This is a genomic window from Caulobacter sp. GW822-FHT01G02, assembly GCF_058802865.1.
In genome coordinates this window covers 152,124-177,492 of record NZ_JBXAON010000009.1, presented here as the reverse complement: position 1 = coordinate 177,492, position 25,369 = coordinate 152,124, and the positions used below count along the sequence as shown (strand labels likewise).

Genomic DNA, 25,369 nt, shown 5'->3' with positions numbered 1-25,369 from the left:
CTTGTCATTTCGGGAGGGTGTTCACAGGTTGTGGCGGACAGCAACCTTATGCCGGAGACCATCGGTGTCCACCAACCTCCCCCGCCCTATCGCCGACTATGTCGAGGCCAATGCCCGCCTTGACGTGGACGACATGCTTGCCGCCTTCGCCGCCGACGCCGTCGTGAAGGACGAAGCGCGCGAGCATCGCGGCCATGCCGAGATCAAACCCTGGATTGAGTCAGCGACCATAGCCGCCCGCGCGATCTTCACGCCGAACGCCTGGCGCGAGGACGACGGCGCCGTCATCGTCGACGGGATCACCGTTGGCGACTTCCCGGGAAGCCCGCTTCCGTTCGCCTTCCGCTTTAGGCTGAACGGCGGGGCCATTTCGGCCCTGGAGATCGTCTGATGTCCGGCGAGCAACGTGAATTCGAAGGCGTCCGCGCCGTGGTCACCGCCGGCACCAAGGGCGCCGGCCGCGCGACGGTCGAACGCCTGCTGCGCGGCGGCGCCAGCGTCGTCACCGCGGCCCGGAGCGCCGCCAACGCCCCTGTCGGCGCCCATGTCGTGGAAGTCGACCTGATCAAGCCGGAAGGCGCCGAACAGCTGGCGCGGGCCGCGATCGAACACCTCGGCGGCGTCGATGTCCTGGTCCACGTCCTGGGCGGCTCGTCATCACCCGGCGGCGGCTTCGCCGCGCTCACCGACACGCACTGGGCCGCGGAGTTGGATCTCAACCTGATGACGGCGGTGCGTTTAGACCGGGCGCTGCTGCCGCAGATGCTGGAACGCGGACGCGGCGCGGTCGTCCACGTCTCCTCCATCCAGCGGACGCTGCCGCTGCCGGAGTCCACGACGGCCTACGCCGCGGCCAAGGCCGCCCTCACCACCTACAGCAAGTCCCTGTCCAAGGAGATCGGCCCCAAGGGCGTGCGCGTCAACGTCGTGTCGCCGGGATGGATTCATACCGAGGCGGCCGACGATCTGATGCGCCGGATCGCCGACAACACGGGCGGAACGCTCGAAGAAGCGAGACAAAGCATCCTGGACGCGCTCGGCGGCATTCCGCTCGGCCGGCCGGCCAGGCCCGAAGAGGTGGCCGAATTGATCGCCTTCCTGGTCTCGGACCGCGCCTCGGCCATCCACGGCGCCGAATACGTCATCGACGGCGGCACGATACCCACCGTCTAACCTGGCGACGGTCTCCTACTCCCCGCGCAGCGCCGGTCAGGAGAAAATGCATATCGCGATAACTTTTCCCTGGACACACGATCGGCTCGCGACTACAAAATGATTATCGCAATAATCTTTATCGCAAAAACCACTGAACGACCTTTGGGAGAACCCTATGATCCGCCAAGCTCGCAACATTCTCATCGCCGCCGCCCTGACCGGCCTGGCCGGCGCCGCCCATGCCCAGCCCGACGCTTCGCCGGCCGCGAGCGCTCCAGCGGTCCGCAACGTTGTCCTGGTCCACGGCGCCTTCGCCGACGGCTCGGGCTGGCGGGGTGTCTATGACCGACTGACCGCCAAGGGTTACAAGGTCAGCATCGTTCAGAACCCGCTGACCTCGCTGGCCGACGACGTCGCCGCCACCCGTCGTGTGCTGGCCCGCCAGGACGGCCCCGCGATCCTGGTCGGCCACTCGTACGGCGGCACGGTGATCACCGAGGCCGGCAATGATCCGAAGGTCGCGGGCCTGGTCTATGTCGCCGCCCTGGCGCCCGACACCGGTGAGTCCACCGGCGACCAGTTCGCCGAGATCCCCGCCCCTCCCGGCTTCGTGATCGAGCCGCAGTCCGACGGCTTCGGCTTCGTCAATCTCGCCAAGTTCAAGGCCGGCTTCGCCGGCGACATCAACGACGCCGACGCCGCCTTCATGCGCGACTCGCAGGTGCCGATCGCCATGTCGGCCTTTGGCGAAAAGGTCACCCGCGCCGCCTGGCGCGCCAAGCCCAGCTGGTTCGTCGTGGCGACCGAGGACGGCGCCATCGATCCGAAGCTGCTGCGGAAGACCGCCGCGCGCATCGGCGCCGAGACGGTGGAGGTGAAGGGCAGCCACGTCGTCTTCCTCAGCCAACCTGGAGCGGTGGCCGACGTGATCGACCAGGCCGCCAAGACCGCCCCGCGTAAGGCGAAGTAAGACCACGACAGACGCCCGATGGGCCGGCCGCCGACACGCCATGCGCGTCGGCGGTCGCATCGATTTTGTCCAACACGCCTGGGATGGTTCCGACGCCGACGATGCGATCACCGCGGCGCTCAAATCACAGCGACTATTACCGCTGAAACCGCCCTTTGATTGCGGCGCCGCCCCGCAACGACGACACTCGGCCTCAAGAAAGCGCCGCTCTTTCGCCCCGCCGAGCATCGGGGCCAAGGCGCGCAAGGCGCTCGCCTTTCGTCCCATCCCCCCGACCTTAAGGGACATACCTTCGACGTGGCGTACTCCCCCCTACGCGCGTCCTTCCGGCCCAACCAGCGCGATCACGTCCCCCAAAGGCGCGCGCCTTGGTTTCCGGCGTCAGCCAGCCGAACGGCGGCGGGTCTGCAAACCCGCCGCCGGCCTTTCAGATCTTTTCCGGGCTCTCCGCATGCGCGCGGGCAAGCGCCGCTTCGGCCGCTTCGAGACGCGATCGGACGGCGGGGGATTTGAGCGGCTCGACCGAAACGATCGCGACGCCCCGCGCGTCCAGCACCTGGATCTTCAGCGGCGCCTCGAACCGGCTCGAGAGCTCACGCCAAGCCATGAGTTCGGCGAAGTCCTCGCCGGCCGATGCGGTGGAATAGAGCGACACGAACGGCGCCTGCGCCAGCGCCCGGTACAGGGTCGGGCTTCGCGACAGGGGCAGCTTAGGTCCGCGCCGATAGACCGAATGGGCGATCACGCCGGTCGCATAGGGCTGCGCCAGGCTCCGGTAGTCGACCCAGACCGTCTTGAACGGACCGCCGGCCGTGGTGATGTCCAGCGCGCGGTCGATCACGTGCGTGGCCTCATGCAGCAGAATGTAGGTCAGGGCGGAGGCCCTACCGGCCTCAACCTTCACGCTGTAGCCCGATCCGTCCGGGGAAAAGAGCATCGCCTCCTTCTGGGTGAGGAAGTCCGAAAGCGATGTCTCGAGCACATCGGCGCGTAGGGTGATGTCGAACAGCCGCTCGCCGTTGGGGCCCTCCGAGGACCGCGTCAAAGCCGTGCCCGCGCTGGACGGCGCGTCGATGAAACTGAGCCGCGCGAGACGTCGCTCCAGAACCTGTCGGTACAGCGCCGGAAGATCGGCGATGGCGCTTTCGATCAACGCCCATTCCCGGTCGGTAAGGACATGGGCCTTGGTCTCCTTGGCGCCCGCCTCGACATAGGCCTTGATGGTCTCGTCGTGAGGCGGGCCGATCCGCGCGCGGAGAACCGAAGCGGTTTGACCGCCAACGGCCGCCGTCGAGAGCGCAGCGGCCTTGGCAAGCCCGCCCCCGGGCCAGGCCAGCAAGAGCAAGCCCGTGGCCAGCAGCGCGCCAAACTTGGGTCCGGGATGCGACGGGACTTCTGGCACGCGCTGTCTTCCTTTTCGATCATCGGGTCAGGCAAGGAACAGGTTTGTCGAGACGGACTTGTGTCAGACGATTTCGACCGGAACGGCAAGAGCGTATCCCGCACCCCGCTCGGTGCGGATGATGCGCTGACCGCCGGGCCAGGCCGCCAGCTTGCGGCGCAACCGCAGGATCATCACGTCGATGCTGCGGTCGGTGACCTCGTCGGGATGCACGCGACAGGCGGCCACCAACTGCTGACGGCTAAGCACCTGGCTCGGCGTCTTGAGTAGGGCCGCCAGCAGGTTGAACTCGGCGGCCGTCAGCTTGACGGCGACGCCGCCAGGCGCGGTCAGACTTCGCCGCCGCAGGTCGGCTTCCCAGCCGACGAAGCGCCAGCGGGCGCGTTGTCGCAAGCGCGTCGAACGCGCCGGCCCCGCGCGCCGTAATACGCTGCGGATCCTGGCCAGAAGCTCACGAGGGCTGACCGGCTTGCTCATGCAGTCATCGGCGCCCAGTTCCAACGCCACCACCTTGTCCGGGCCTTCGCCGGGCGCGCTGGTCAGGCTGATGACGGGCGCCTCGTCGCGGTCGATGACGCCGCGCATCAGGTCCAGCCCGTTCTCGGCGCCCAGCTCGAGATCCAGAACCACAAGATCGACCGGCCGGGCGGCCAGGATCCGCTTCATGGCCGCGCCGTCCGGGGCCGTGCTGACCTGAAAGGCGTAGGCGCTCAGATAGCCTTGAAATTCATCTCGGGTCCGGGGGTCGTCGTCCACCACGAGGACGTGCCTTTGGGCGTGCGGATACATCGGCCTTCCTGGAAATTTGGATTCACGCGACGGACGCGGCCGCCGCCTCGAGGGGCGCGACCGCGTCGTCTTCTCGGACCTTTAGAAGCCGTGGGTCGCGCGGATGTACCGGGAGGCCTTTTCCCCGATGATCACGCAGGGCGCCATGGTGTTGCCCGTGGCCACCTTGGGCATGATCGAACCATCGGCGACGCGCAGGCCCTCGACGCCATAGACGCGCAGGCTGGAGTCGACCACCGACATGGCGTCACGTCCCATCTTGGCCGAGCAGGTCTGGTGCCAGTAGGTCACCGCCGCGTCGCGCACATACTGCTCCATGTCCGTCTTGTTCAGCGGGCCCGGCATGGCTTCGCGGGTGACCAGGGGGGCGAAGGCCTGGGTGTTGCCCAGGTCCCGGCAAAGCTCCACGCAGGCGAGCGCCGCCTTGAGATCATCCGGGTGGCCAAAGGTGTTCAGCTCGATTCGTGGAGCGATCGTCGGATCAGCCGACGCCAGGCGCACCCTGCCCCGGCTCTTGGGATGGGCCAGGCCCGCGAACATGGTCCAGCCGTGCTCGGGAACCCCGCGAACGGCGGTCTCGGGGCTGGGGACCGGGAACTCGACCTGGCAGAACAGCAGGTCCGGCTCGGTGAGCGCCGCGTCCGACTTCCAGTAGAGCGTGGCTTCGCTGCCACTGTTTCGCGGCGCGATCGGCTCGCGGTACTCCCAGATGCAGCCGAACGAGACGTGGTCCTGCAGGTTCGCGCCGACGCCCGGAAGCTTGCTCAGCACCTTGATGTCGTGGGCGCGCAGCTCCGCCTCATCGCCGATGCCCGATCGCATCAGGACGGTCGGCGTCTGGATCGCGCCCAGGCTGAGGATCACCTCGTGGGCGACGCCGAACCAATGCATCGCGCCGTTGCGAACCGCCTCGACGCCGACCGCGCGTCCGTTCTCGATCAGCACCCGGTTGACGTGGGTGTGGGTCAGCAGCGTCAGGTTCGGCCGGTCGAGATACGGATAGGTGAAGGCGCGGAAGATGGAGTGGCGCTTGCCGTCGCGGATCAACACGTCGCTGATGGCGCAGCCGCCCGCGCCCTCCATCATCTCGCCATTCGGCGAGCCGTAGGTCGGGATGCCGAGCTCATGGGCGGCATCGACCATGGCGTAGGCCGCCGGACCGGGATCCGGCGCCGATTGCACATAGACCGGGCCGCCCGTCCCGCGCCGCAGCGGATCGGCCGGACCCTGCCAGTTCTCGATCTCCCGATAGAGCCCCAGGACGGCGTCATAGCCCCAGGAGACGTCGCCGCTTTCCGCGGCGAAGTGGTCCCAGTCGCTGCGGTGGCCGCGCGACCAGACCATGACGTTGATGCTGGAGCCGCCGCCGCAGACCTTGCCCATCGACATCGGCATGGACCGTCCGTTCAGCGCCGGATTGGGCTCGGCCACGAAGCCCCAATCGGTGTCGCCGCCCAGGTTGGTGGGCCAGGCGGCCGGCTCCATCACGCTGGCGCGCTCGTCGCTGCCGCCCGCTTCGATCAGCAGCACCTGCACGTCGGGATTCTCGGCCAACCGCCGGGCCAGCACCGAGCCAGCGCTTCCCGCGCCACAGACGATGAAGTCATAGGTCGCCTTGAGATCGCCAGCGCGCTCGGCCTGGTTGGCCGCCACACGGGCGGCGAAATCGGGATGATCGCTGGGAAGATTGTCGTTCATGCTCACGCTCCAAACTCGAAATGAAGTATCAAATCTATCAATTTCATCAAATGCATCGAATTTGGAGCTTGTCAAGGCGAGGGGCTGTGGGCATCTGTGCGACGCGGCCTGACGGCTTGGAGAGACGATGGACACGGCCGACAAGGACATCCTGACCACCACGGACGTGGCGAAGATCCTGGGTGTGTCAGTGCGCACCGCGCAGCTGCTGATCGAGGGCGGATCGATCCCGTCATGGAAGACGCCGGGCGGTCATCGCCGCGTCTATCGCTCCGACGTCCTGGCGCTGATGCCGGGCGAGACCGTCAGCGCCCTGCCGGTGTCGGCGCGAGTGATCGTCATCGCCGGAGCCGACGCCCTGCCAGCGCTGACGGCGCGCCTGGCGCAGGCCCCTTCCTGCTTCGTGGACGCCTATCCGGAGCCCTTTTCCGCTCTGTTGAACATCGGCGGACGCACGCCGGCGGCCGTGATCATCGACGCGGCCTCATTGCCCATGGCCGCCGACCTGCTGCGGGCGCTGGCGTCGGATCCGGGGCTGTCGCAGACGGCGATCCTGCTCGTCGGCCCCAAGGCTCAGACCGCGGCCTTCGCCGGGCCCGCCAGCGGCAGGGTCGGTTTCGTCGAGGATCTGGACGCCTTGGCGCAAGCCGCCGAGACGGCGGTGCGAGGACCGGCGCCCGTGCCCGCCGCGCCTGAGGCCGGGGCGCTGGTTCCGTTGCCCGGCAACGAAGCCCAGCGCCTGCTGGCGCTGGAGCGCTCGGGCCTGGTCGACACCCCGCCGGAAGACGCCTTCGACAGGCTGACCTGGCTGGCCGCCCAGACGCTCGGCATGCCGATCTCGCTGATCACCCTGCTGACCCCGACGCGCCAGTGGTTCAAGTCGCGCCATGGTCTGGACATGGCCGACACGCCCCGCAGTTGGGCCTTCTGCAACCACACCATTCTGCAGCAGCGCTGCATGGTGTCGGAGGACCTGGCCACCGATCCGCGCTTCGCGGACAATCCGGCGGTCGCCGACGCGCCGCACTTTCGGTTCTACGCTGGCTGCCCGATCGTCGACCCCGACGGCTTCACGCTGGGTTCGCTCTGCGTGATCGACACCCGGCCGCGCACCCTGGACGACACCCAGCAGGCGATCCTCACCAACCTGGCGTCCCTGGTGTCGGACGAGATAAAGCTGCGTGTCACCGACGGGCGACTACGACGCGCCATGGGCGTTCTGGAGCGCAAGCCGCGGTAACGCGGTCCGGCGCAGCCGCTGCAAGCGGCTACAGTGTTCATCAACGAGCGCCCGTGCGGCAACGCAAGGGTGATGGCGGATGGACAGGATCGAGCGGCCGCCCGCCCTCAAGGCCTGCGCTCTAGGATCACCGGCAGATGCCTGAGCTGGCACATGGCGTGGTTGCCGATCCAGTCGTCGGCGTCGCCGGCCGCACGGACCTCGATCCGGCGTTCGATCAAGGCCTCCACCAGGCTCCTGGCGACCAGGCCGGCCACGAAACGCCCAGGACAGATGTGAGCGCCGCCGCCGAACGTGGTCGAGCCCTGCTGGGGGCGGTCCAGGTCGAAGCATTCCGGGTCTGGGAAAGCCTCGGGATCGCGATTGGCCGCGCCCCACATCATCATCACCCGAGTCCCCGCGGGGATGGTCCATCCATCGTATTCGAGGTCGGCGCTGACAATGCGGTTTAGATGAATGACGGGCGGCTCCAAGCGCAGGCACTCGGATACCGCCGCGGCGGCCTTCTCCGGCTCCGCGCGCAACCGGTTCACCACCTCGGCATTGTCAATCAGTGTACGGATTGTGTTGGTGATAGCCAGAGCGGCCGTATGGAATCCATCGAACAGGTTTCCCGCGAGGAAGGCCCCCACCGTCTTGGGAACATAGCCGCCATGGTCGAGATCGTCGGCGATATCGACCATGGCGAGGTCTCGGGCCATGTCCGAGACGAACGGACAACCGCCCGCGTCCAAGGCGCGCTGGCTCGCGCCCTCGACGAGGCCGCGATAGGCCGTCGCGGCGGCGTCGGCCTCGACTATGCCATCCCCGTCCGGCCGCAGAAACAGCATGGGAGTCATCTTGCGCGCCTGCACGGCCGCGCTCATAGCCTCCTCATCGGTCATCCCGATCAACCCGCCCCAGTAGAGGCCGATCAGCGGCTCGGCGATCCGCTCGACGAGATCGACGGTCTCGCCCAGCGGTAGATCTTCTAGGATCCGCCCGGCGATCTGGCGGGCGGCGTCGCCCCGCGCGGCGGTCGGCTTGGGTCCGATCTGGTTGAGAAGCACCTTGCGCAGGGTGGCGTTCAGAACGCCGTTTGCGCCGAAGAGCTGGTTCTTGATCAGGTCGGCGATGGCGAAGCCGATCGGCTTTTCCTCGAGCGGTTCGGCGCCGAGCAAGCCCGGAAAGAGCTGGTTGGGCGCCAGGGCCGAAAGCTCGGGCCGGGCCGCCAGCGCGCGAAGATCGGTATGACGGAAGACCACGAGCGCGCCGCCGTCGCCCCGCAGGAAACGGGGGCCGCCGGGCTGGAACGCCCTGGCGCAGAACCGCCGGAACGCCATGCGGCCGCCGTCATAGCCATAGTCCTCGAGCGTCGGCAGCGCACCGATGTCCAGAACGTGCGGATGATCGGCTACGATGTCACCAGACATGATCTTCTCCTTCGCGACGCGCGGGGGCGCGGGTTGGTCAGGCCGCGCGGCGCGTCGGCTCTAGGGAGGCGGCGAGCGCGGACTTGGCCTGGCGCCGGACACGCGAAAGCCACAGCATCATCGCCAGGACGAACGAGACCACCAGGCAGGCGCCCGCAGCGACCAGGGCGCCGCGGACCTCGTGGGCGCCGACGAAGAACGAGCACAGCATCGGCCCTGCGGCCGCGCCGACGGCCTGGACGCTGGGCGCCAACAGAACCGCGCGCCGCGAAGGATCCGATTCGATGACGAACGGCGCCTGCAGGGTCTGCAGGAATCCCCACGCCAGGCCGTGCAGGCCGGCGAAGGCGATGAACACGCCGGGCCCTGGCAGGCCCCACAGGCCGACCAGCACCGACAGGAACACTGGCAGACAGACCATGAACGCGCGGTGATAGGGTATCCGTTCGGCCACCACGGCCGCGAGGCCCGAGCCGACGATGGAACTGCCCAGGGCCAGGGCGACGGCGAGCCCGCCCTGGACCGGCGTCAGACCCGCCTGGCCGGCCAACTGCTCGACATAGGCCAGGAACCCGATGAAGAACGAAAACAGGAGGAAGACGGCGGCCAGGCTGACATAGGCCGCCTTCGGGATCGGCTCGGCCAGCACGGGCTCGTCGCTCGTGTTTCCCGCCAGCGGAGCGAGACTGGTCGGCAGAACGAACGCGACCACCGCCGCCAGGACGGCGCTGGCGCCCAGGGTCGCGAAGCCCGCGTTGGCGCCGAGCGAGGGCGAGACCAGAAGCGGTATGCCGGCCGCGCACGCCACCTGCAGCACCGCCTGGCTGACCAGGAAGATTCCGCTCCAGCGGCCCGGCGTCGGCGAGCGCACGATCATCAGCGTGGTCAGCCAGACGAGGCCGCCTTCGGCCAGGCCCGCCAGCGCCCGGATCACCAGGACCCCGAGCCCCGAGACCTCCAGCCCCGCGAGGTTGACGACGGCCAGGACAAGCGCGGCCACGAACCCGACCAGCTTGAGCCGGCGCGGCGGCAGGAAGGCGTCGGCCAGCCCGACGCCCAGTCCGATGGCGAGAAACTCGATCGTCACGCTCCAGCCAAGCTGGTTGACGTCGAGCCGGCCCGCATTGACCAGCCCCCCCAGCACGACCGGCTGAACGCCGGCCATGATCAGGGCGACCGATCCGACCGTCAGGAAAGCCGCGATCTGCCCGGCCGTCGGGCGGCGACCGATCCAGCCGTCGTCGGCTCGCGGGGCGCGCGCCTGGGTGTCCTCGAGCGACATGCATTTCCTCCAACGGGCTTTGGATCAATTCTTCGACGGGTCTTCGCCCGACAGCCCTAGGGTAGTTTTTGCTATCTCAAGAGTATCGTCAACCGGTCTCCCGCTTGATGGGTTCGACCGCGATGCCGCTTTGCTGGGCGCCGGCCGGCCGAGCTTGCGCGCGCCGCGGCCACACCGGGTTCGACGCGAACACCCTCGCTAATAGGATAGTTTGAGCTACACTAAACCCACGCGGGCTATGGACGCCGCGCACGCGACGCACGCCGCGGCGGCGACAGGTTCTCTTGACGCAACCCAGTTGCTATTCGACAGCATGCCGCCGATCCGCGGCTCTCTTCAAGGACCCGTGGTGAGCACTCCAGAACTCGAAGCCAAGTCACGACCGTCCCGGCGCAACGGCATCAACACCTTCGAAGCGATTCTGACGACGACCGGGGAGCTGTTGGCCGAGGTGGGTTTCGAGCGCCTGACGACCAATCTCGTCTGCGAAAGGGCGGGACTGACGCCGCCGGCGCTCTATCGCTACTTTCCGAACAAGTACGCCCTGCTGACCGAGCTGACCCGCCGACTGATGGACGCCCAGGATCAGGTCGTCTTCGCCTGGGTGGAGTCGGGCGGCGCCCACTGGACCACCCTCGCCGCAGCCGTCGAAAGTCATATCCGGCTGCAAAAGGAGATCATCACCGTCACCCGCGCCTTTCCGGGCGGGCTCTGGATCCTGCGGGCCATCCGCGCCATGCCGCCGTTGCAGGACGTGCGTGTCCAGTCGCGCACGGCGGTGCTGGACCGGATCTTCGCGTTTCGCGTCAAGGACGGCCCCCCGGTCGACGAAGAGCGCCTGAAGCTGTCCATGCGCGTCTCCGAACTGATGAGCTACGCGGCGATGGAGATGCTGGTGGAGGATCCCGAGCTCGACGAGGACATGGTCATCGAGGAAGTCGCCTGGATGATCGGCCGCTACCATTTCGACCTCCCCCGCCGGTCCCAGCTATCCAAGGACTGACCGCCCAGGCCGATCACGCTTAGGCCTCGAGCGAAGCTTGATCGCCTTCCCGGGTCCCGAACGATCGGGCCGGGCCCCCAGCCTAAAGACCGTGGCCCAGAGCCACGAGTCCCGGTGCGCCCGCCCGGGCCGGCGCCGCCGTGACCGAAAGTCACGACAGGCCCACGGCCCGTCTCCCCCTTCCCTGGTTCTCGGTCGTCCTTCGAGCGGTTTGGCGCGGTTTCGCCCGCAAACCGGGCGCCTGGACCGCCACGCCACGCCAAGCCGTCCGATCGCTTGCGCTACGCCCCCTTGCGTCGAGATAGTTTTTATTATCGTAATGGCCTGGACCGGTCGGAGTACTGGATAAACGGGGAGTAGAATATGAAAGCGGGTATGTTTCTGAGCTGCGCCGTGCTGGCTTTGTCGGCTGGCGTCGCGGCGGCCCAAACGCACGACAGCACGGCGATCGAGGAGATCGTGGTCACCGCCCAGAAGCGGTCGGAAAACCTTCAGGACGTACCCGTATCGGTCACCGCCCTGACCAGCGACGCCTTGGCCGCGCGCGGCGTCAACAACGTCTTGGCGCTGAACAACCTGGCCCCGGGCATGCGCATCAGCGCCGGCGACGCGGCCGCCAATCCCAAGATCTACATTCGCGGCGTGGGCCTCAGCGACTTCAACCCCAACGCCTCCAGCGGCGTCGGAGTCTATGTCGACGGCGTCTATGTCGGCTCGCCCCTGGCCCAGATGGCGGGGTTCTTCGACCTGGCCCAGGTCGAGGTGCTGCGCGGGCCGCAAGGCACCCTCTATGGCCGCAACACCAACGGCGGCGCGATCAACATCACCACCAAGCGCCCAAGCCAGACGTTCGGGGCCGACGCCTCGCTGGAATACGGCAGCTTCAACGCCGTGACCGCCGATCTGGGCGTGGGCGGGCCGATCGTGGCCGACAAGCTGGCCTTCCGGGCAGCCGCCCAATACGTCGAGGACGACGGCTATACCCACAACCGGGTCACCGGCCATGATCTCAACGCGGCCAAACATTGGGCGGGACGGCTGTCGCTGCTCTACACGCCGAGCGAAGATTTCGAGCTGCTGACCCAGGTCAATCGCTACGTCAATCGCGGCGACGCCACCGCGCCCGGACACCGCGCTCTGTTCCCCGCGACGCCGGCGGCCGCCGGTTCGGACGGCTTCTGCGCGGCCAGCGCCTACGCCAGCGGCCAGTGCGCCGACCTGCTGGGCTATGCCGACACCGACAACAATCCCCGCGCCGTGGACGCCAACCTGGAGGGCAAGGACAAGGTCGACCTGTTCGGCGCCTCCAGCCAGGCGACCTGGAAACTGGGCGGCATGTCCCTGATTTCGGTGACGGCCTGGCAGTGGGCCCACCGCAACGACCTGGAAAACACCGACGCCAGCCCCCTGCGGATGATCGAGATCAACTATCGTTCCCGCCAACACCAGTTCACCCAGGAACTGCGCCTGCAGTCGAACGATCGTTCGGCGCGCCTCAACTGGGTCCTGGGCGTCTACTACATGGACGAGCAAGTACAGGACAACACGCGCCAGGACGTGCTGCGCGACCTGCGACCGCTGTTCACCACACCCAGCAATCCCACGGGCCTCAGCCTCGAAAACAGCGTCGCAACCTTCGGCTATCCCTACACCCAGACCACCAAGGGCTACGCCGTCTTCGGCCAAGCGGACTACAAGCTGACCGACAGACTGACGGGTACTGTGGGCCTGCGCTGGTCGGCCGACGACAAGTCCATGGACTACCAGAGCCAGGCCGAAGACGGCCTGATCGTCATCCTGACCTCCAAGCAGAGCAAGACCTTCTCGGCGGTCTCGGGCCGGCTAGGCCTGCGCTACGAACTGAGCGACGACGCCAATGTCTACGCCACCTACAACCGCGGCTATAAGAGCGGCGGCTTCTTCGGCGGCATGGCCACGACGGCCCAGGAGATGGAGCCCTACGACAACGAGACGCTCGACGCCTACGAACTGGGCTTGAAGTCGGAGTTCTTCGACCGTCGGGTGCGCCTGAACGTGTCGGGCTTCTACTACGACTACAAGAACCAGCAGGTGTTCGCCCAGACCACGCGCAACGGCCTGACCGTGCTGGTGCTCGACAACGCCGCCAACTCCAAGGTCTACGGCGGCGAGGCCGAGGTCACCGCCCGGCCGATCCAGCCCCTGACCCTGAGCGCGGGCGTGTCGTTGCTGCACGCCAAGTACGGGGACTATTTCACCGAGGGCAAGGACTTCACCGGCAACTGGCTGCCGCAGTCGCCGAAGGTGACGTTCAACGCCGCGGCCAACTGGGTCGCGCCGCTGGCGAGCGGCGCGTCGATCGTGGCCAATGTCGACGCCAACTATTCGTCGAGGGTCTATTTCGACAACTCCAACGCCGCGCGCCTGTCGCAGGACGCGGTATGGGTGGCCGGCGCCCAGGTCAGCTGGCGCTCGCCCGACCAGAAGATCGAGGCCGGCGCCTTCGCCCGCAACCTGTTCGACAAGACCTACGCCGTGTCGATCTCCAATATCGACAGCCTCGGCGTGGATCTCCTCAGCTACAACCGGCCGCGGAGCTTCGGCGTCTTCCTGCGCTATCACTACTAGCGGGGACGTTCCATTGGCGGCCCAGCCCCCTTTCGGCGGCTGGGCCGCTTCGGCGCGGACGGCGCTCAGCGTTGTCCGTAGGACCTGAACCGCTGCAGGATGCGGCTCATCTCGTCCTCGGCCAGCAGATTGGGGCCGCCGATCGCCAGGGTTCCCCAATAGACCGCCGCCTGCTCCTCGACCTCCTCGGTGATGGCCAGGGCGAAGTCGAGATTGGGCGCGGCGACGATCTGGCCATGATTGGCCATCAGGGCGGCGTAGCGGCCGTCCAGCGCCTCGACCACGGTCGCGGCCAGTTCCTCCGAACCAAAGGTGGCGTAGGGCGCGACCGGCACGCTGCTGCCGCCGCTGACGGCGACCATGTAGTGCATGGGCGGGATTTGGAGGCCGGCGCAGGCGAGGATGGTGGCGTGGCGCGAATGGCAATGCACCACCGCCCCCACGTCGGGGCGCCGATCGAGAATCCCCTTGTGCATGCGCCATTCACTGGATGGCTTGAGCGCGCCTTCGGGCGACGAGCCGTCGGGACGGACGAGCACCATATGCTCGGCGGTCAGCCGCGCGGCCGGCACGCCGGTGGGCGTGACCAGCATGTCTTCTCCGCACCGGGCCGAAACATTGCCCGAGGTGCCCCTATTGAGGCCGCGCGCATCCATCGCCTGCATCACCTGCGCCATGCGCTCGCGCAGAGCCGCCTCCTGATTCGTCGTGCCCATCACGCCGCCTCGCTCAGCGTCATCTGACGCATCGCGGCCTCGGTGGCCTCGAAGCTCTCGACCTTGCCCAGCGTGGCCAGACCCTGGGCGACCAGCGCGGCGGTGGCCGTGCCGAAACGCGCGGCGTCCAGCGGCGTCCAGCCTCGCGACAGGGCGGCGATGAACCCGGCGCAATAGGAATCGCCGCAGCTGGTGGTGTCGACCGGCGTGATCGCGTGGGCCGGCAGGGTCATGCTGACGCCGTCAAGGACCACCACCGAGCCGCGGCCGCCATTCTTGATGATGCAGCCCTTGGCGCCCCACGACCGGAAGGTCCCGGCGGCGGCGAAGAGGTCCTCCTGACCTGTCAGGAACACCGCCTCGGCGGCGCTGGGCAGGAAGTAGTCGACATGCGGCAGCAGGCGCTTGACCTCGTCGACCGCCGAAGGCTGGGGCGCGATCAGGTCGCAGGTCACGATCGCCCCGGCCCGCGAGGCGGCTCGGACGATCGCCTCCCCCTCCCCGCCGTCGAGCTTGGGACCGCCGACGCCGCCATAGTGCAGAAAGCCCACTGCGGCGGCCGTTTCCAGCGCGCGCGGGGTGACGCGGGCCAGCATGCCCGCGCCCAGCGCGTGGAAGCCGGGACGAACGCCGCTGGAGGAGACCGCCAGCAGGGTCGTGGAACTGGGCAGGCCCGGCAGAACCTCCAGGTCGGTGACGTCGACCCCGGCGTCGGCCAGGGCCGTGAGGATGAAGCGACCGATCAGGTCGTCGCCGACCGCCGAGATCAGCCGGCTCGGCACGCCGAGGCGAGCCGCCAGCAGGGCCGGAGCGGCCGCCGTGCCAGCCGGAGCGCAGACGATCCCCTCGATCAGGCCCGTTCCCTCTTCCTTCGGCAGCACGTCGATGGCGCGCGCCACCACGTCCAGGGTCGTCAGCCCAATACACGCCAATCCATTCTTCATCCGACGTCCTCCCTACGCATTGACAGTCACTATGCCTCAGTCATTATAATAGTCAAAACTATCTTATAAGGGGCTGAACTTGACCTGGACGAACAGCAAGGATGCGGCGCTGCGGGAACGCGCCATGGCGGTGATCCCCAATGGGATGTACGGCCACCAGTCGGTCATGCTGCTGCCCGACGACTACCCGCAGTTCTTCGACCGCGCCGAGGGCGCCTATCTCTGGGATGTCGACGGCAACCGCTATATTGACTTCATGTGCGGCTACGGCCCGAACCTGTTCGGCTACGGCCATGACGCCATCGATCAGGCCTATATCGAGCGCATGAAGCGGGGCGACACCATGACCGGCCCCGGCCAGGCCATGGTCGAGCTGGCCGAGGCCATGACCGCCCAGGTCAGCCACGCCGACTGGGCGATGTTCTGCAAGAACGGCACCGACGCCACGACCATGGCGATGATGATCGCCCGCAACTTCACCCAGAAAAAGACCATCGTCCTGGCCAAGGGCGCCTATCACGGCGCCGCGCCCTGGTGCACGCCGCTGAAGAACGGCGTCACCGAGGCCGACCGCGCCAACCAGGTGTTCTACGAGTACAACAACGTCGAAAGCCTGGAGGCGGCGGTCAAGGCGGCCGGCTCTGACCTGGCGGCGATCTTCGCCTCGCCGATCAAGCACGACACCTTCGTCGATCAGGAGCTGCCCGATCCCGAATACGCCCGTCGAGCCAGGGCGCTGTGCGACGAGCACGAGGCGCTGCTGATCATCGACGACGTGCGCGCCGGCTTCCGCCTGGCCCGCGACTGCAGTTGGTCGCTGGTGGGGGTCAAGCCGGACCTTTCGACCTGGGGCAAGGCCATCGCCAACGGCCATCCGATCTCGGCCCTGCTGGGCGCCGACAAGGCCCGGTTCGCCGCCGCCACCATCTATGCGACCGGCTCGTTCTGGTTCTCGGCCGCGCCGATGGCCGCGTCGCTGGCGACGCTGAAGCTGATCCGCGAGACCGACTACCTCGAGCGCACCATCGCCCTGGGCGAGCGCCTGCGCGCGGGCCTGGACGAGGCGGCCGACCGTCACGGCTTCTCGTTGCGCCAGACCGGTCCGGCCCAGCTGCCGCTGATCATGTTCGACGAGGACCCGACCGGCGCCAAGGCCTACTTCTGGAACAACGCCCTGCTCAAGCGCGGCGTCTATTTCCACCCCTGGCACAACATGTTCATGACCACGGCCATGACCGACGCCGATATCGACCATACGATCGAGGCGGGCGACGAGGCCTTCAAGCTGCTGAAGGCCGCCGGTCCCCTGCCGCCGGTCGAGAAGCTGGCCTTCCTGCATTCCATGGTCGACTGACGGACCTCACACCGCCTGGATGCGGCGCCGCCAGACTTGCCCTGGCGGCGCTTCTCGCAACCCATTCAGGCGCGGTTCGCGCATCAGCCATGACAAAGGGCCCCTCTTGCCGAGGGGCCCTTCTTTTTAGACGGAATGTGTCGACGGCGCGGTTCAGGCCGGGGTGGCGCGGGTGACGCCAAAGCGCCGCAGGACGTTGTGGGTGATGACCTGGATGAACGGGTCGCGCGCGGCCAGGCCGTGAGCCCATTCGGTGGTGCCGCTGTTGAACACCTCGCCCTTGCCGCGCTTGAAGCTGGCGACGACAGCATGGCCGCGCAGGACCTTGGCCTGAGCTTCGGGACCGGAGTCCCCGAACATCACCTCGGCGACCACGTCCAGTTTCTCGGGCGGGATGATCGGGAAGTAACCGCGGCCGGCTTCCTCGCCGAAGGCGCAGGGCGCGACGCCGATGATCTCCAGAGTCTCGGGCACGCCCAGCATCGGCACGGCCTTGGGCAGGCCGTCGTCGCCGAACTGGAAGCGGCAGCCGTCGCTCTCGTAGCCGATCAGCGGCAGATCGCCGCCGATCACGTCGCCGTAGAACAGATCCGAGCCCTCCAAGGCCCAGTGGCGGTCGTCATAGACCGTGAAGCCGGCCTGGCCGCGCGACACGCACATGCCCAGACGATGGTAGCCGGCGAAGACGAAGCTCAGTCCCGTCAGCGCGGCCTCGGGCCGTTGGAAGGCCGGGTGCGACCATAGGTGCGTGGCCTTCTCGGGCGGAACGTCCTCGGCCTCGAAACCCTTCCATTTGTGGCAGACATAGGTCTTGCCGTCGTTCTCCCAGCGCACCTTCCAGAAGCAGCTGTTGCCCGACAGGATCGCGGCGTTGCCGCCCGCGTCGACGAAGCGCTCGACCTGGTCGCGCTGGCCGCCCGACCAGTATTCGCTGTGGCCCACGAACAGCGCAGCCGCGTAGCCTTCGAGGAGATCCTGTTCGGCGTCCAGGTCGTAGTCGGTGGCGAAGTCCAGCGCGTAGCCGTTCGATTCCGCCCAGGCCACGAAGGCGTGCTCCCACTTGTGCAGGAAGCCGGCCGAGCCGTCGTAGGGCGAGGCCCGATGCTCGACCATCCAGGCCATGTCCGAGGCCCAGGGGGCTTCCTCGAATCCACGCTTGCGCAGGTTGATCAGGCGAGGCGGGTTGGGCGGCGGCGCGACGATCAGCGGCGGAAACGGACGCTGGGTCGACAGAACGCCGATCGCCTCGTCCATGGCCTGGGCGAACGGAACCTGCCCGCTCATCAGGCCGGTGACGTTCGAATAGGCGTTGGCGCCGCCCCAGTAATTGTAGGCTTGGTAGGTGTTGGTCGACAGCACCATCAGGGCGCTCGAACGACGCACGCCGACCGGCGGCTTGACGACCACGAAGTGATGGGCCTGCCCGCCGCTCGCGTCGGTCAGGACGATATCGTAGTAGCCCGAGGCCCATGCCTCGCCGACCTCGACCTCAAGGGCGACGGGCCAGCCGCAGCCGTCGCGGTCGGCGTGGGCCGGAACCGGATGATCACCGACGCGCACGTCGTCGCGCTCCAGGACCGTCAGGCGCTCGGCGCCGATCCGGGTGATCGACAGGCGGCACGGACCGTTTTCGGCGCTGGCATGGAGGGCGAAGCGCTCGCCAGGGCGCACGCTCAGGCGGTCGGTATAGCAAGCGAGCATTCGGTTCCCCCTTCAGACTCCGGCCAAGCCGCGCGGATCACGAAACGCCTTTGACCTACTGGTTTGTCTCGGCCCATTCAGCGCCGGACCATGGAGTAGTTTTTACTATTCTATTTGCGGCGATCGCAAGCCACAACTCGCTTCCAGGACGGGAGCAAGGAAGGGCGCGCGCGGCCTCAAGCGCGGCGGGCGCTCTCGAGATCGTCGGCGTGGATAGCCGGGTCGGATCTGTGTCTTTGCCTGCTCCTCGAGCCAGCCGAAGAAGGTCTCAATCTGGTCGGTCCTGATCGCAGAAGACCGCGATGATGCTGATATTGGCGAAAGGCCAGGGCGCGCCACCCTTCCAGAAGCCGTTGAAAACATTGCGACTTCACCGTCAGAAAGACCGCCTTCGGACGATTGCTACACAACCCTGATACACAATCGCGCGCCCGAAACCGTCCTAACCATCAGGGATGGCTCAGGAAAAACGGTCGGAGGTGTAGCAAGTCGAGATCAGGACAACAAACTCGGCTGATCGCCTCAAACAGCGTCGCGATCCGGTAACCACTTCCATAGGCGTCAGACACGGAAGCCGATGACCCAGACCCATCTGGAGCCGACCAGCCGCCGAGCGCGATGTCCCTCTCGATCCGGGCCTCCCGCATCGCATCGCGGAAATTGTGCCTGAAACTGTGAAAGCAGGCTTTACTCGACCGAACGCCTGCCTTCCCGGTGAACCGGGTGAACCAAGCCGAGAACGTGGTCGAACGATAGCCGGTCGCACCGAGCCAAACCTCACCGAACAGTTTGGTCTCCCCTGCCCGCCTGCGCTCGTTGACGAACTTCATAAGGCCGAGCGCAATAAGCTCCGGGTGGATAGGCACGACCCGTGAGCTTGAAGCCGTCTTAAGCCGCTTGTCGGCCATGGCCCCCTCCGAGGCTTCAGTGACGACGAAGCACGGGACGTCCTCTGTCAACCTGACATCAACGACATCAAGCTGGCATGCCTCGTTCATGCGAAGCCCGTTGAAAAGGGAGATCGGCGGAATCCAGAAGCGCGCGGTGCGCGGACGGCAATCGCCGGGCATGGCGTAGCCATGGCCGGCGTCGCGGCAGCTGGTGTAAAGCGGCGCCGCGAAGATCGCCTGAAGCTGGCTGGCGGAGAACGGCAACCGCTTGTCCCTTCGAAGGGTCGCTTCGGGCAACATCAATCCCTTGGCGGGATTGCGGTCCATCATCTCTTCCTTGACCACCCAGTTGAACCCGCCACTTAACTTGTTGAGGTAGGTGTTGATGTTGCTCGGACTCGTCAGGTCCGTTGCGTTCGGCCTCCTTGGCTTTCGCGGCGTTCTCTATTGGGCTGAGGCAGGGATAGAGTTTCAGCGCATTGCGCGGCATCCAGCGCAGCGTGTCGATCAGAGTCCGACAGTGAGCCCGCGTGATCGACCGAACTGCCGTCGCCTCCCCGACTATGGCCAGAACCAGCCTGCGCGTCGTGTCGTAAGCGAGCCGCGTTCGTGGAGACCAGTCCCGCGTGGGATCGGACATGTAGGCGTCGTAAAGTTCTCGAAGGGTGACGCCCGGAGTAGGATCGGACGGGCCGACCGCAACGCTCTCGGGCAGGTCGATCTTGACGGACGTCGAGACTGACGCGCCGAGCCTCGCCAGAATTCGGTGATCGACGCTCAGCCCGGAGCGAGCACGAGCCTCCTCGAAGTACCGCTCAATCGTCGCCGCAACATCATGAGACCGCCGCACGGCGACCGTTGGACTGTCCGTCCCCAACGATTTCCAAACCTCACGCTTCCCGATAATCGCCCTGAGAGCCTCGGGCACCCGCCGCCGGTAGTAAAAGCGACAACCCCGCCGAACTAAATGAAATCGAACAGCGTGTAGACTGTTTGTGGAGTAGCCGCCCGACCGTTTTCCTGAGCCATCCCTGATGGTTAGGATGGTTTCGGGCGCCCGATTGTGTATCAGGGTTGTGTAGCAATCGTCCGAAGACGGTCTTTCTGACGGTGAAGTCGCAATGTTTTCAACGACTTCTGGAAGGGTGGCGCCCCTTGTCGGATGAAACCGATAACTACGAGTACGCTATTGTACTCCATAGGCCCCCTCGCAGTGACAAGGGGCGCAAACGTGCCTGACGGGGCGTGGACAACATCGCCGAGTAGGTCACCTAAAGCATCGCTGCGAAGATGTCCGCATCGCGCCAAAAGCGGCCCAGCCTGTTGGCCGCCTATCGCCAAATCTCCGGCCCGCTTGACGATTTGAAACAGCGCGCTTGATCCTTGGGGACAAATTTACTGGAGCGGGTCATGTCCGAACGCAGCACGCGATGCCTATGCCCAAAGCCAGCTAAGCACGACTGACGTGTCCGCTGACCTGCAGCTGCGTGGTCTGGGGCCTAGGCGAGGTCCAAGCCTCGCTCGCCGCACGCCGGTGCGCCGCCGACACCGCCGCGCGGCCCAAACCGCCGAAGGTCCGGACGTTCGCACCCGGCGCTCGCGTCCGGTGCGAGGGGTCAACTAGGCCTGTCGGTCGTCTAACGAGCTCGGATTTCGCCAGCGCTTGACGACCATCAATCGCCTCGGGGCCATTCTAGGCTCTAATACCGCGATGACCTTTGCCCGACCGGACGCCATCGACGCCCGGCCAACGGAACCCACCCTATTCGAACGGACCGAGCTCATCCGTAGCGCCAGCGGCACAGCTATGAGACGCGCCAACGATGCTTGAGGTGATCTGGACAACGGTGAGGCTGGCGGTCGTCACGACAGTCTTGCTGCTCATCGTATCGACGCCCCTGGCCTGGTGGCTGGCGCGCCAGCGGGCGTGGTGGAAGGAGATCATCGCCGCCGTCGCCGCCCTTCCTATTGTCTTGCCGCCCACCGTACTGGGCTTCTATCTGCTGATCCTGCTGGCTCCAGCCAGTCCGTTGATGAGCCTGCTGCACCCCTTTGGGGTTCGCAGTCTGGCCTTCACCTTCACCGGCTTGGTGATCGGCTCGATGGTCTATTCCCTGCCCTTCGCCGTGCAGCCGATCCGCAATGCCTTCGAGGCCATGGGCGATTCCCCGATGGAGGCGGCCGCTACCCTGCGCGCGACGCCGCTGGACGCCTTCTTCACCGTCGCCCTGCCCCAGGCCCGCCGTGGCTTGCTGACCGCCGCAGTGCTGGTCTTCGCTCACACCATCGGGGAATTTGGCGTGGTGCTGATGATCGGCGGCTCCGTGCCGGGGGAAACCGAGGTGATTTCGACGCGCATCTATCAGCAGGTGGAGTCGCTGCAATTTGCCCAAGCCCATCAGCTCTCGATCGGCCTCCTGGTGTTCGCCTTCGGCGTCCTGCTGGCCATGCTGCTGATCGAACGGCGCACGTCACGGCCCGCGCGATGACCCTGTCGCCCGCCAGAACCGACGTGAAGGCGCGGTTCGCGGGACGCCTGGGGGCCTTCACGCTCGACGTCGTCTTCACCCTGCCGCCCAGGGGGGTCACCGCCTTGGTGGGCCCGTCGGGCGCGGGCAAGACCAGCGTGCTGCGCTGTCTGGCCGGGCTTTCCAGCCTTCCAGGCACCTTGGTCGTCGAGGGTGAGACCTGGCAGGACGAGCGCCGGTCTTTGCCGCCGCATCGCCGAGCGATCGGCATGGTGTTCCAGGACGCCAGTCTGTTGAGCCACCTGTCGGTGACAGACAACCTGCGCTACGGCCAGCGACGCACGCGCGAGCCGCTGGCCACGGGCTTTGAAGAGGTCGTCGCGCTGCTGGGGCTGGAGGCGCTGCTGGGGCGGTCGACGACCCACCTTTCCGGCGGCGAGCGGCAGCGGGTCGCGCTGGGTCGCGCCCTGCTTTCCCAGCCGCGCCTGCTGTTGATGGACGAGCCGCTGTCCAGCCTCGACGCCGACAGCAAGGCCGAGATCCTGCCTTATCTCGAAAGCCTGCACCGGACCCTGGCCATCCCCGTGCTCTATGTCAGCCATGACGCCGACGAGGTGCGACGTCTGGCCGATCACCTCCTGGTCATGCGCGCCGGACGCGTCATCGACACGGCGACCGACGTGCGGGCCGCCGCCGATGTCCAGCGCGCGGCCGCCGCCCAGCGCCTAGCCGGCATGGAGCCGGCGAGCATAGGCCGCCTGGCCTTGGCCGCGCTCTTGGCCGGCCTGGATCCAGCCTAGAACCTCGCCGGCGTCGGCGAGCCGCTTGACTTCCGACAATCGCTTTGCCGCGCCGCGGGTGTAGGTCGAGGGCGGCCGATCACGGTTGGCGACGATGGATTTTGTGATGCCCCAAGGTTTGGCTCAGGGATCCGCCGCGATGGCGACGATCCAGATTTGTTTTTTCGGCAAGGTCGCCGACCGTTTCGGACGCGGCCTGGCCGTGGATATTCCCGCCGAGGGTTGCTCGCTGTCCTGGCTAAGGGCGCAACTGGCCGCTCAGACCGATGGCGGCGACGAGGCCCTGAGCGAACGCGGCCTGCGCGCGGCCGTCGATCATCTGATCGTCGGCGACCAGGCCTGGATCAGCCCCGGGCAGGAAGTGGCCTTCCTGTCGATGTTTTCTGGAGGTTGACCATGGATGACGCGCCCCTGGCCGCGAAGGGCCGCAAGGCCGGTATCGACGAGCGCCTGCCCTTCTATCCGCTCAACATAGCCGTGCTGACCATTTCCGACACCCGCGACCACAACACCGACACCTCCGGCGCCCTCTTGGTCGATCGCCTGACCGCGGCCGGCCATCACCTGGCGGGCCGCGTGATCGTACCCGACGAAGTCGAGGCCATCGCCCGTCAGGTCCAGGCCTGGGCCGACGACGAGGCGGTCGACGTCATCCTCACAACGGGCGGCACCGGCTTTGCGCCGCGCGATGTCACGCCCGAGGCGGTGACGCCGCTGTTTCGCCGGACCATGGACGGCTTTTCGGTGGTCTTCCATCAGGCCAGCCAGGCCACGGTGGGGGTGGCGACCCTGCAGTCGCGCGCTCTTGCCGGCCAGGTTGGCGACACCTTCGTGTTCTGCGTGCCCGGCTCGACCGGGGCCTGCCGCGACGCCTGGGACCTGGTGCTCGGCCAGGAACTGGACAGCCGCTTTCGCCCCTGCTCGCTGGTGGGCCAGATCCCGCGCTATCGCGGCGTCTGCAATTGATCAGTTACGATGAGGCCTCGGCCCTGGTGATGGGCCTGGCCCAGCCCTTGGGCCGCGAAACCGTGCGCCTGGACAGGGCCGACGGCCGCGTCCTGGCCGCGGCCATCGTCGCGCGGCGCGCCACGCCTTGCGCCGACGTCTCGGCCATGGACGGCTATGCGGTGCGTGACGACGACCTGACCGACGCGCCGGTCCGCCTGGCGGTCATCGGCGAGGCCTATGCCGGCCAGGCCTTCGACGGGGTTCTGACGCCGCGCGCCTGCGTGCGCATCTTCACCGGCGCCGTGGCGCCGGCCGGAACCGACCGGGTGGTGATCCAGGAAGAGGTCGAGCGCGAGGGGCCGCTGGCTCTCTTCGCCCATCCGCCGCGCGGCCCAAGCAACCTGCGGCTGGCCGGTTCGGATTTCAAGCCCGGGGACGTGCTGGTCGAAGCCGCCGCCCGGCTCAACGCCCAGAGGCTGGTGGCGGCCGCCGCGGCGGATCTGGCCAAGGTCTCAGTGATAGTCCGGCCCAAGGTGCTGGTCATCGGCACCGGGGACGAACTTGACGAGCCGGGCCGCCCCTCCAGCCTGCGCCCCGGCATCCCCGAGAGCGTGACCTTCGGCGTCGCCGCCATGGCCCGCGCCTGGGGAGGCAAGGTGGTGGATCGCTGGCGGGTCGGCGATGAGCTGTCGGCGCTGGAGAAGGCGGCGCGATCGGCGGTCGAGCTGGCCGATATCGTCGTCGTCACTGGCGGCGCCTCAGTGGGCGACCGTGATTTCGCCAAGACCATGTTCGCGCCCCTCGACCTGGACCTGGCCTTTTCCAAGGTGGCCATCAAGCCGGGCAAGCCGGTGTGGTTGGGCCGGGCGGGCGGCGCGCTGATCGTTGGCCTGCCGGGCAATCCGACCTCGGCCATGGTGACCGCCCGTCTGTTCCTCGCGCCGCTGATCGCCGGCTTGGCTGGCCTAGAGCCGGGCGAGGCGCTCGGTTGGCGCCAAGAGCCCCTGACCGCCCCGCTTGGTCCTTGCGGCGATCGCGAGACCTTCGTGCGGGCCAGACGCTTGCCTGGCGGCGTCGCGCCGATCGGCGACCAGGACGCCTCGGCCCAGAAGGCCCTGGCGATGAGCGATGTCCTGATCCGCCGCCGCCCAGGCGCGCCGCCGGCAAAGGCCGGGACGCTGGTGGAGACGCTCGACTTCTGACGAGCCGCGCCGCCCTAGACGGCGCCGGCGAAATGCGGAAACAGGATCGCGTCTTCCAGACGCATGTGCTCGCGCAGCTCGCGATCGATTTTGCGGCAAAGCTGATTGAGGGCCCGCCAGGTGCGGCAGGCTTCCTGGGGCGGCGTGAAATCCTTGGTGATCACCGCCAGGCGGGTCAGTTGTTCGACCACGTCGCGATGTTCGGCCTGCATCCGGGCGATGGCGATGCGGACCATCGGCCCGCCGCCGTGGCGCATCATCGGAAACAGCGCCGCCTCCTCCTTGCGCTGGTGGCCCGCCAGCTCGTCGGCCATCAGCGCCAGGTGATCGGCCAGGCCGTCGGGGCATTCGGCGTCGGCCACATGCACCGCCTCGACCTTGCGCGCCAGGGCGATGGCCTGGGGGAAGTCCTCCATATGGACCTGATGATAGCGGGTTAGGATGTGATCGATCAGCGCCCCGGCCTGCTGGGCGGCCTCGGGATCGCCTGGGGCGTGGAGCACCAGATAGGCCTCGACCGCGCGGGTGTCGGCGGGGTCGAGGCTAAATTGCACGGCTGCGTCAGGCCCGGCGGGCGGGCGGCTCAGTGCTGAGATCTGGGCGTTTTCGGTCATGGAAGCTCCTCCCACCCCAACCCTAAGGACTTTGCCAGAGGCGTGCATTGAGCGGCGCCGGCCCGCGCCTTGATGTTGCGCAAGGCCCGGCCTGGCCGATGTCGCAGACTGGACGGGCGACGACGCCTTTCATGCGCCGCAGGGAATCACTCAGCCTTTCCTCTCCAAATTCAG

At 67.3% G+C, this 25,369-nt stretch carries 22 protein-coding genes and 1 pseudogene; 12 read left to right on the top strand and 11 right to left on the bottom strand.

Annotated elements, in window-relative coordinates; genetic code table 11:
• Positions 1–64 precede the first annotated feature (64 nt).
• The 3 genes from AC1RNC_RS23685 to AC1RNC_RS23675 all read left to right on the top strand — a co-directional run bounded on the left by AC1RNC_RS23685 (position 65) and on the right by AC1RNC_RS23675 (position 2,125).
• On the top strand, positions 65–391 hold the full coding sequence (locus AC1RNC_RS23685; RefSeq protein ID WP_492840987.1) for a nuclear transport factor 2 family protein: 327 nt from the start codon (positions 65–67) through the stop codon (positions 389–391).
• Positions 391–1,173, top strand: coding sequence for an SDR family oxidoreductase (locus AC1RNC_RS23680; protein WP_492888488.1), 783 nt, complete (start codon positions 391–393; stop codon positions 1,171–1,173). Before AC1RNC_RS23685 ends, AC1RNC_RS23680 begins: the two co-directional genes overlap by 1 nt.
• A 157-nt stretch (positions 1,174–1,330) precedes the next feature.
• Positions 1,331–2,125 carry an alpha/beta fold hydrolase gene (locus AC1RNC_RS23675; RefSeq protein ID WP_492840991.1) on the top strand — a complete coding sequence of 265 codons (795 nt, stop codon included), beginning with the start codon at positions 1,331–1,333 and terminating at the stop codon, positions 2,123–2,125.
• Positions 2,126–2,552: 427 nt separating this feature from the next.
• Here the strand turns inward: AC1RNC_RS23675 and AC1RNC_RS23670 are convergent, their stop codons facing one another.
• From AC1RNC_RS23670 to AC1RNC_RS23660, 3 genes are all read right to left on the bottom strand, one after another.
• Entirely contained in the window at positions 2,553–3,527 is a 975-nt protein-coding gene (locus AC1RNC_RS23670; RefSeq protein ID WP_492888487.1) for a hypothetical protein, read from the bottom strand.
• Between the two features lie 63 nt (positions 3,528–3,590).
• Positions 3,591–4,316 carry a response regulator gene (locus AC1RNC_RS23665; RefSeq protein WP_492888486.1) on the bottom strand — a complete coding sequence of 242 codons (726 nt, stop codon included), beginning with the start codon at positions 4,314–4,316 and terminating at the stop codon, positions 3,591–3,593.
• Positions 4,317–4,397: 81 nt separating this feature from the next.
• A complete protein-coding gene (locus AC1RNC_RS23660; protein WP_492888485.1) occupies positions 4,398–6,014 on the bottom strand; it encodes a GMC family oxidoreductase in 1,617 nt (538 codons plus the stop codon).
• 127 nt (positions 6,015–6,141) lie between these two features.
• Here AC1RNC_RS23660 and AC1RNC_RS23655 point away from each other — a divergent pair, with 127 nt between their 5' ends.
• Positions 6,142–7,254, top strand: coding sequence for a GAF domain-containing protein (locus AC1RNC_RS23655; RefSeq protein WP_492888484.1), 1,113 nt, complete (start codon positions 6,142–6,144; stop codon positions 7,252–7,254).
• A gap of 107 nt (positions 7,255–7,361) precedes the next feature.
• Here AC1RNC_RS23655 and AC1RNC_RS23650 read toward each other — a convergent pair whose 3' ends face one another.
• Entirely contained in the window at positions 7,362–8,666 is a 1,305-nt protein-coding gene (locus tag AC1RNC_RS23650) for a cytochrome P450 (protein ID WP_492888483.1), read from the bottom strand.
• Positions 8,667–8,703: 37 nt separating this feature from the next.
• Positions 8,704–9,948: an MFS transporter gene (locus AC1RNC_RS23645; protein WP_492888482.1), complete on the bottom strand. Its 1,245-nt coding sequence runs from the start codon at positions 9,946–9,948 to the stop codon at positions 8,704–8,706.
• 349 nt (positions 9,949–10,297) lie between these two features.
• Between AC1RNC_RS23645 and AC1RNC_RS23640 the strand changes: the two genes are divergently transcribed.
• Positions 10,298–10,951, top strand: coding sequence for a TetR/AcrR family transcriptional regulator (locus tag AC1RNC_RS23640; RefSeq protein ID WP_492841005.1), 654 nt, complete (start codon positions 10,298–10,300; stop codon positions 10,949–10,951).
• 363 nt (positions 10,952–11,314) lie between these two features.
• Positions 11,315–13,558, top strand: a complete 2,244-nt coding sequence (locus AC1RNC_RS23635) for a TonB-dependent receptor (RefSeq protein ID WP_492888481.1) — start codon at positions 11,315–11,317, stop codon at positions 13,556–13,558.
• A 65-nt stretch (positions 13,559–13,623) separates the two neighbouring features.
• Here the strand turns inward: AC1RNC_RS23635 and AC1RNC_RS23630 are convergent, their stop codons facing one another.
• Positions 13,624–14,274: a class II aldolase/adducin family protein gene (locus AC1RNC_RS23630; RefSeq protein WP_492888480.1), complete on the bottom strand. Its 651-nt coding sequence runs from the start codon at positions 14,272–14,274 to the stop codon at positions 13,624–13,626.
• Positions 14,274–15,218, bottom strand: a complete 945-nt coding sequence (locus AC1RNC_RS23625) for a carbohydrate kinase family protein (protein ID WP_492888479.1) — start codon at positions 15,216–15,218, stop codon at positions 14,274–14,276. Before AC1RNC_RS23625 ends, AC1RNC_RS23630 begins: the two co-directional genes overlap by 1 nt.
• A 79-nt stretch (positions 15,219–15,297) precedes the next feature.
• Here AC1RNC_RS23625 and AC1RNC_RS23620 point away from each other — a divergent pair, with 79 nt between their 5' ends.
• Positions 15,298–16,572: an aminotransferase class III-fold pyridoxal phosphate-dependent enzyme gene (locus tag AC1RNC_RS23620; RefSeq protein ID WP_492888478.1), complete on the top strand. Its 1,275-nt coding sequence runs from the start codon at positions 15,298–15,300 to the stop codon at positions 16,570–16,572.
• Between the two features lie 153 nt (positions 16,573–16,725).
• On the opposite strand, the gene AC1RNC_RS23615 is transcribed toward AC1RNC_RS23620, so the two are convergent.
• The 3 genes and pseudogenes from AC1RNC_RS23615 to AC1RNC_RS23605 all read right to left on the bottom strand — a co-directional run.
• Positions 16,726–18,273: a N,N-dimethylformamidase beta subunit family domain-containing protein gene (locus tag AC1RNC_RS23615; RefSeq protein WP_492888477.1), complete on the bottom strand. Its 1,548-nt coding sequence runs from the start codon at positions 18,271–18,273 to the stop codon at positions 16,726–16,728.
• 449 nt (positions 18,274–18,722) lie between these two features.
• Positions 18,723–19,490 carry a site-specific integrase gene (locus AC1RNC_RS23610; protein ID WP_492888476.1) on the bottom strand — a complete coding sequence of 256 codons (768 nt, stop codon included), beginning with the start codon at positions 19,488–19,490 and terminating at the stop codon, positions 18,723–18,725.
• A gap of 478 nt (positions 19,491–19,968) precedes the next feature.
• Positions 19,969–20,199: pseudogene (locus AC1RNC_RS23605) on the bottom strand (DUF6538 domain-containing protein); the annotation flags it as partial.
• Between the two features lie 787 nt (positions 20,200–20,986).
• Between AC1RNC_RS23605 and modB the strand changes: the two are divergent.
• The 5 genes from modB (at position 20,987) to AC1RNC_RS23580 (ending at position 24,581) form a co-directional block, all read left to right on the top strand.
• Entirely contained in the window at positions 20,987–21,652 is a 666-nt protein-coding gene (modB, locus tag AC1RNC_RS23600; RefSeq protein ID WP_492841525.1) for a molybdate ABC transporter permease subunit, read from the top strand.
• Positions 21,649–22,431: a molybdenum ABC transporter ATP-binding protein gene (gene modC, locus AC1RNC_RS23595; RefSeq protein WP_492841523.1), complete on the top strand. Its 783-nt coding sequence runs from the start codon at positions 21,649–21,651 to the stop codon at positions 22,429–22,431. Before modB ends, modC begins: the two co-directional genes overlap by 4 nt.
• 139 nt (positions 22,432–22,570) lie before the next feature.
• The gene (locus AC1RNC_RS23590) at positions 22,571–22,825 is read left to right on the top strand and encodes a MoaD/ThiS family protein (RefSeq protein WP_492888475.1); all 255 of its coding nucleotides are present in this window, start codon (positions 22,571–22,573) and stop codon (positions 22,823–22,825) included.
• 2 nt (positions 22,826–22,827) lie between these two features.
• Positions 22,828–23,397 carry a molybdenum cofactor biosynthesis protein B gene (gene moaB / locus AC1RNC_RS23585; RefSeq protein ID WP_492841521.1) on the top strand — a complete coding sequence of 190 codons (570 nt, stop codon included), beginning with the start codon at positions 22,828–22,830 and terminating at the stop codon, positions 23,395–23,397.
• On the top strand, positions 23,394–24,581 hold the full coding sequence (locus AC1RNC_RS23580; RefSeq protein ID WP_492888474.1) for a molybdopterin molybdotransferase MoeA: 1,188 nt from the start codon (positions 23,394–23,396) through the stop codon (positions 24,579–24,581). The genes moaB and AC1RNC_RS23580 overlap by 4 nt, the downstream gene beginning before the upstream one ends.
• A 14-nt stretch (positions 24,582–24,595) precedes the next feature.
• Here AC1RNC_RS23580 and AC1RNC_RS23575 read toward each other — a convergent pair whose 3' ends face one another.
• Positions 24,596–25,195: a hemerythrin domain-containing protein gene (locus tag AC1RNC_RS23575; RefSeq protein WP_492888473.1), complete on the bottom strand. Its 600-nt coding sequence runs from the start codon at positions 25,193–25,195 to the stop codon at positions 24,596–24,598.
• Positions 25,196–25,369 lie beyond the last annotated feature (174 nt).

What these genes read in the sequence shown, in the direction of transcription:
- moaB (WP_492841521.1), top strand. Translation starts at nt 22,828, where the DNA reads ATGGATGACGCGCCCCTGGCCGCGAAGGGCCGCAAGGCCGGTATCGAC.
- AC1RNC_RS23610 (WP_492888476.1), bottom strand. Translation starts at nt 19,490, where the DNA reads ATGGACCGCAATCCCGCCAAGGGATTGATGTTGCCCGAAGCGACCCTT.
- AC1RNC_RS23675 (WP_492840991.1), top strand. Translation starts at nt 1,331, where the DNA reads ATGATCCGCCAAGCTCGCAACATTCTCATCGCCGCCGCCCTGACCGGC.
- AC1RNC_RS23575 (WP_492888473.1), bottom strand. Translation starts at nt 25,195, where the DNA reads ATGACCGAAAACGCCCAGATCTCAGCACTGAGCCGCCCGCCCGCCGGG.
- AC1RNC_RS23615 (WP_492888477.1), bottom strand. Translation starts at nt 18,273, where the DNA reads ATGCTCGCTTGCTATACCGACCGCCTGAGCGTGCGCCCTGGCGAGCGC.
- AC1RNC_RS23590 (WP_492888475.1), top strand. Translation starts at nt 22,571, where the DNA reads ATGGCGACGATCCAGATTTGTTTTTTCGGCAAGGTCGCCGACCGTTTC.
- modB (WP_492841525.1), top strand. Translation starts at nt 20,987, where the DNA reads ATGCTTGAGGTGATCTGGACAACGGTGAGGCTGGCGGTCGTCACGACA.
- AC1RNC_RS23655 (WP_492888484.1), top strand. Translation starts at nt 6,142, where the DNA reads ATGGACACGGCCGACAAGGACATCCTGACCACCACGGACGTGGCGAAG.
- AC1RNC_RS23650 (WP_492888483.1), bottom strand. Translation starts at nt 8,666, where the DNA reads ATGTCTGGTGACATCGTAGCCGATCATCCGCACGTTCTGGACATCGGT.
- modC (WP_492841523.1), top strand. Translation starts at nt 21,649, where the DNA reads ATGACCCTGTCGCCCGCCAGAACCGACGTGAAGGCGCGGTTCGCGGGA.
- AC1RNC_RS23635 (WP_492888481.1), top strand. Translation starts at nt 11,315, where the DNA reads ATGAAAGCGGGTATGTTTCTGAGCTGCGCCGTGCTGGCTTTGTCGGCT.
- AC1RNC_RS23665 (WP_492888486.1), bottom strand. Translation starts at nt 4,316, where the DNA reads ATGTATCCGCACGCCCAAAGGCACGTCCTCGTGGTGGACGACGACCCC.
- AC1RNC_RS23645 (WP_492888482.1), bottom strand. Translation starts at nt 9,948, where the DNA reads ATGTCGCTCGAGGACACCCAGGCGCGCGCCCCGCGAGCCGACGACGGC.
- AC1RNC_RS23625 (WP_492888479.1), bottom strand. Translation starts at nt 15,218, where the DNA reads ATGAAGAATGGATTGGCGTGTATTGGGCTGACGACCCTGGACGTGGTG.
- AC1RNC_RS23660 (WP_492888485.1), bottom strand. Translation starts at nt 6,014, where the DNA reads ATGAACGACAATCTTCCCAGCGATCATCCCGATTTCGCCGCCCGTGTG.
- AC1RNC_RS23630 (WP_492888480.1), bottom strand. Translation starts at nt 14,274, where the DNA reads ATGGGCACGACGAATCAGGAGGCGGCTCTGCGCGAGCGCATGGCGCAG.
- AC1RNC_RS23680 (WP_492888488.1), top strand. Translation starts at nt 391, where the DNA reads ATGTCCGGCGAGCAACGTGAATTCGAAGGCGTCCGCGCCGTGGTCACC.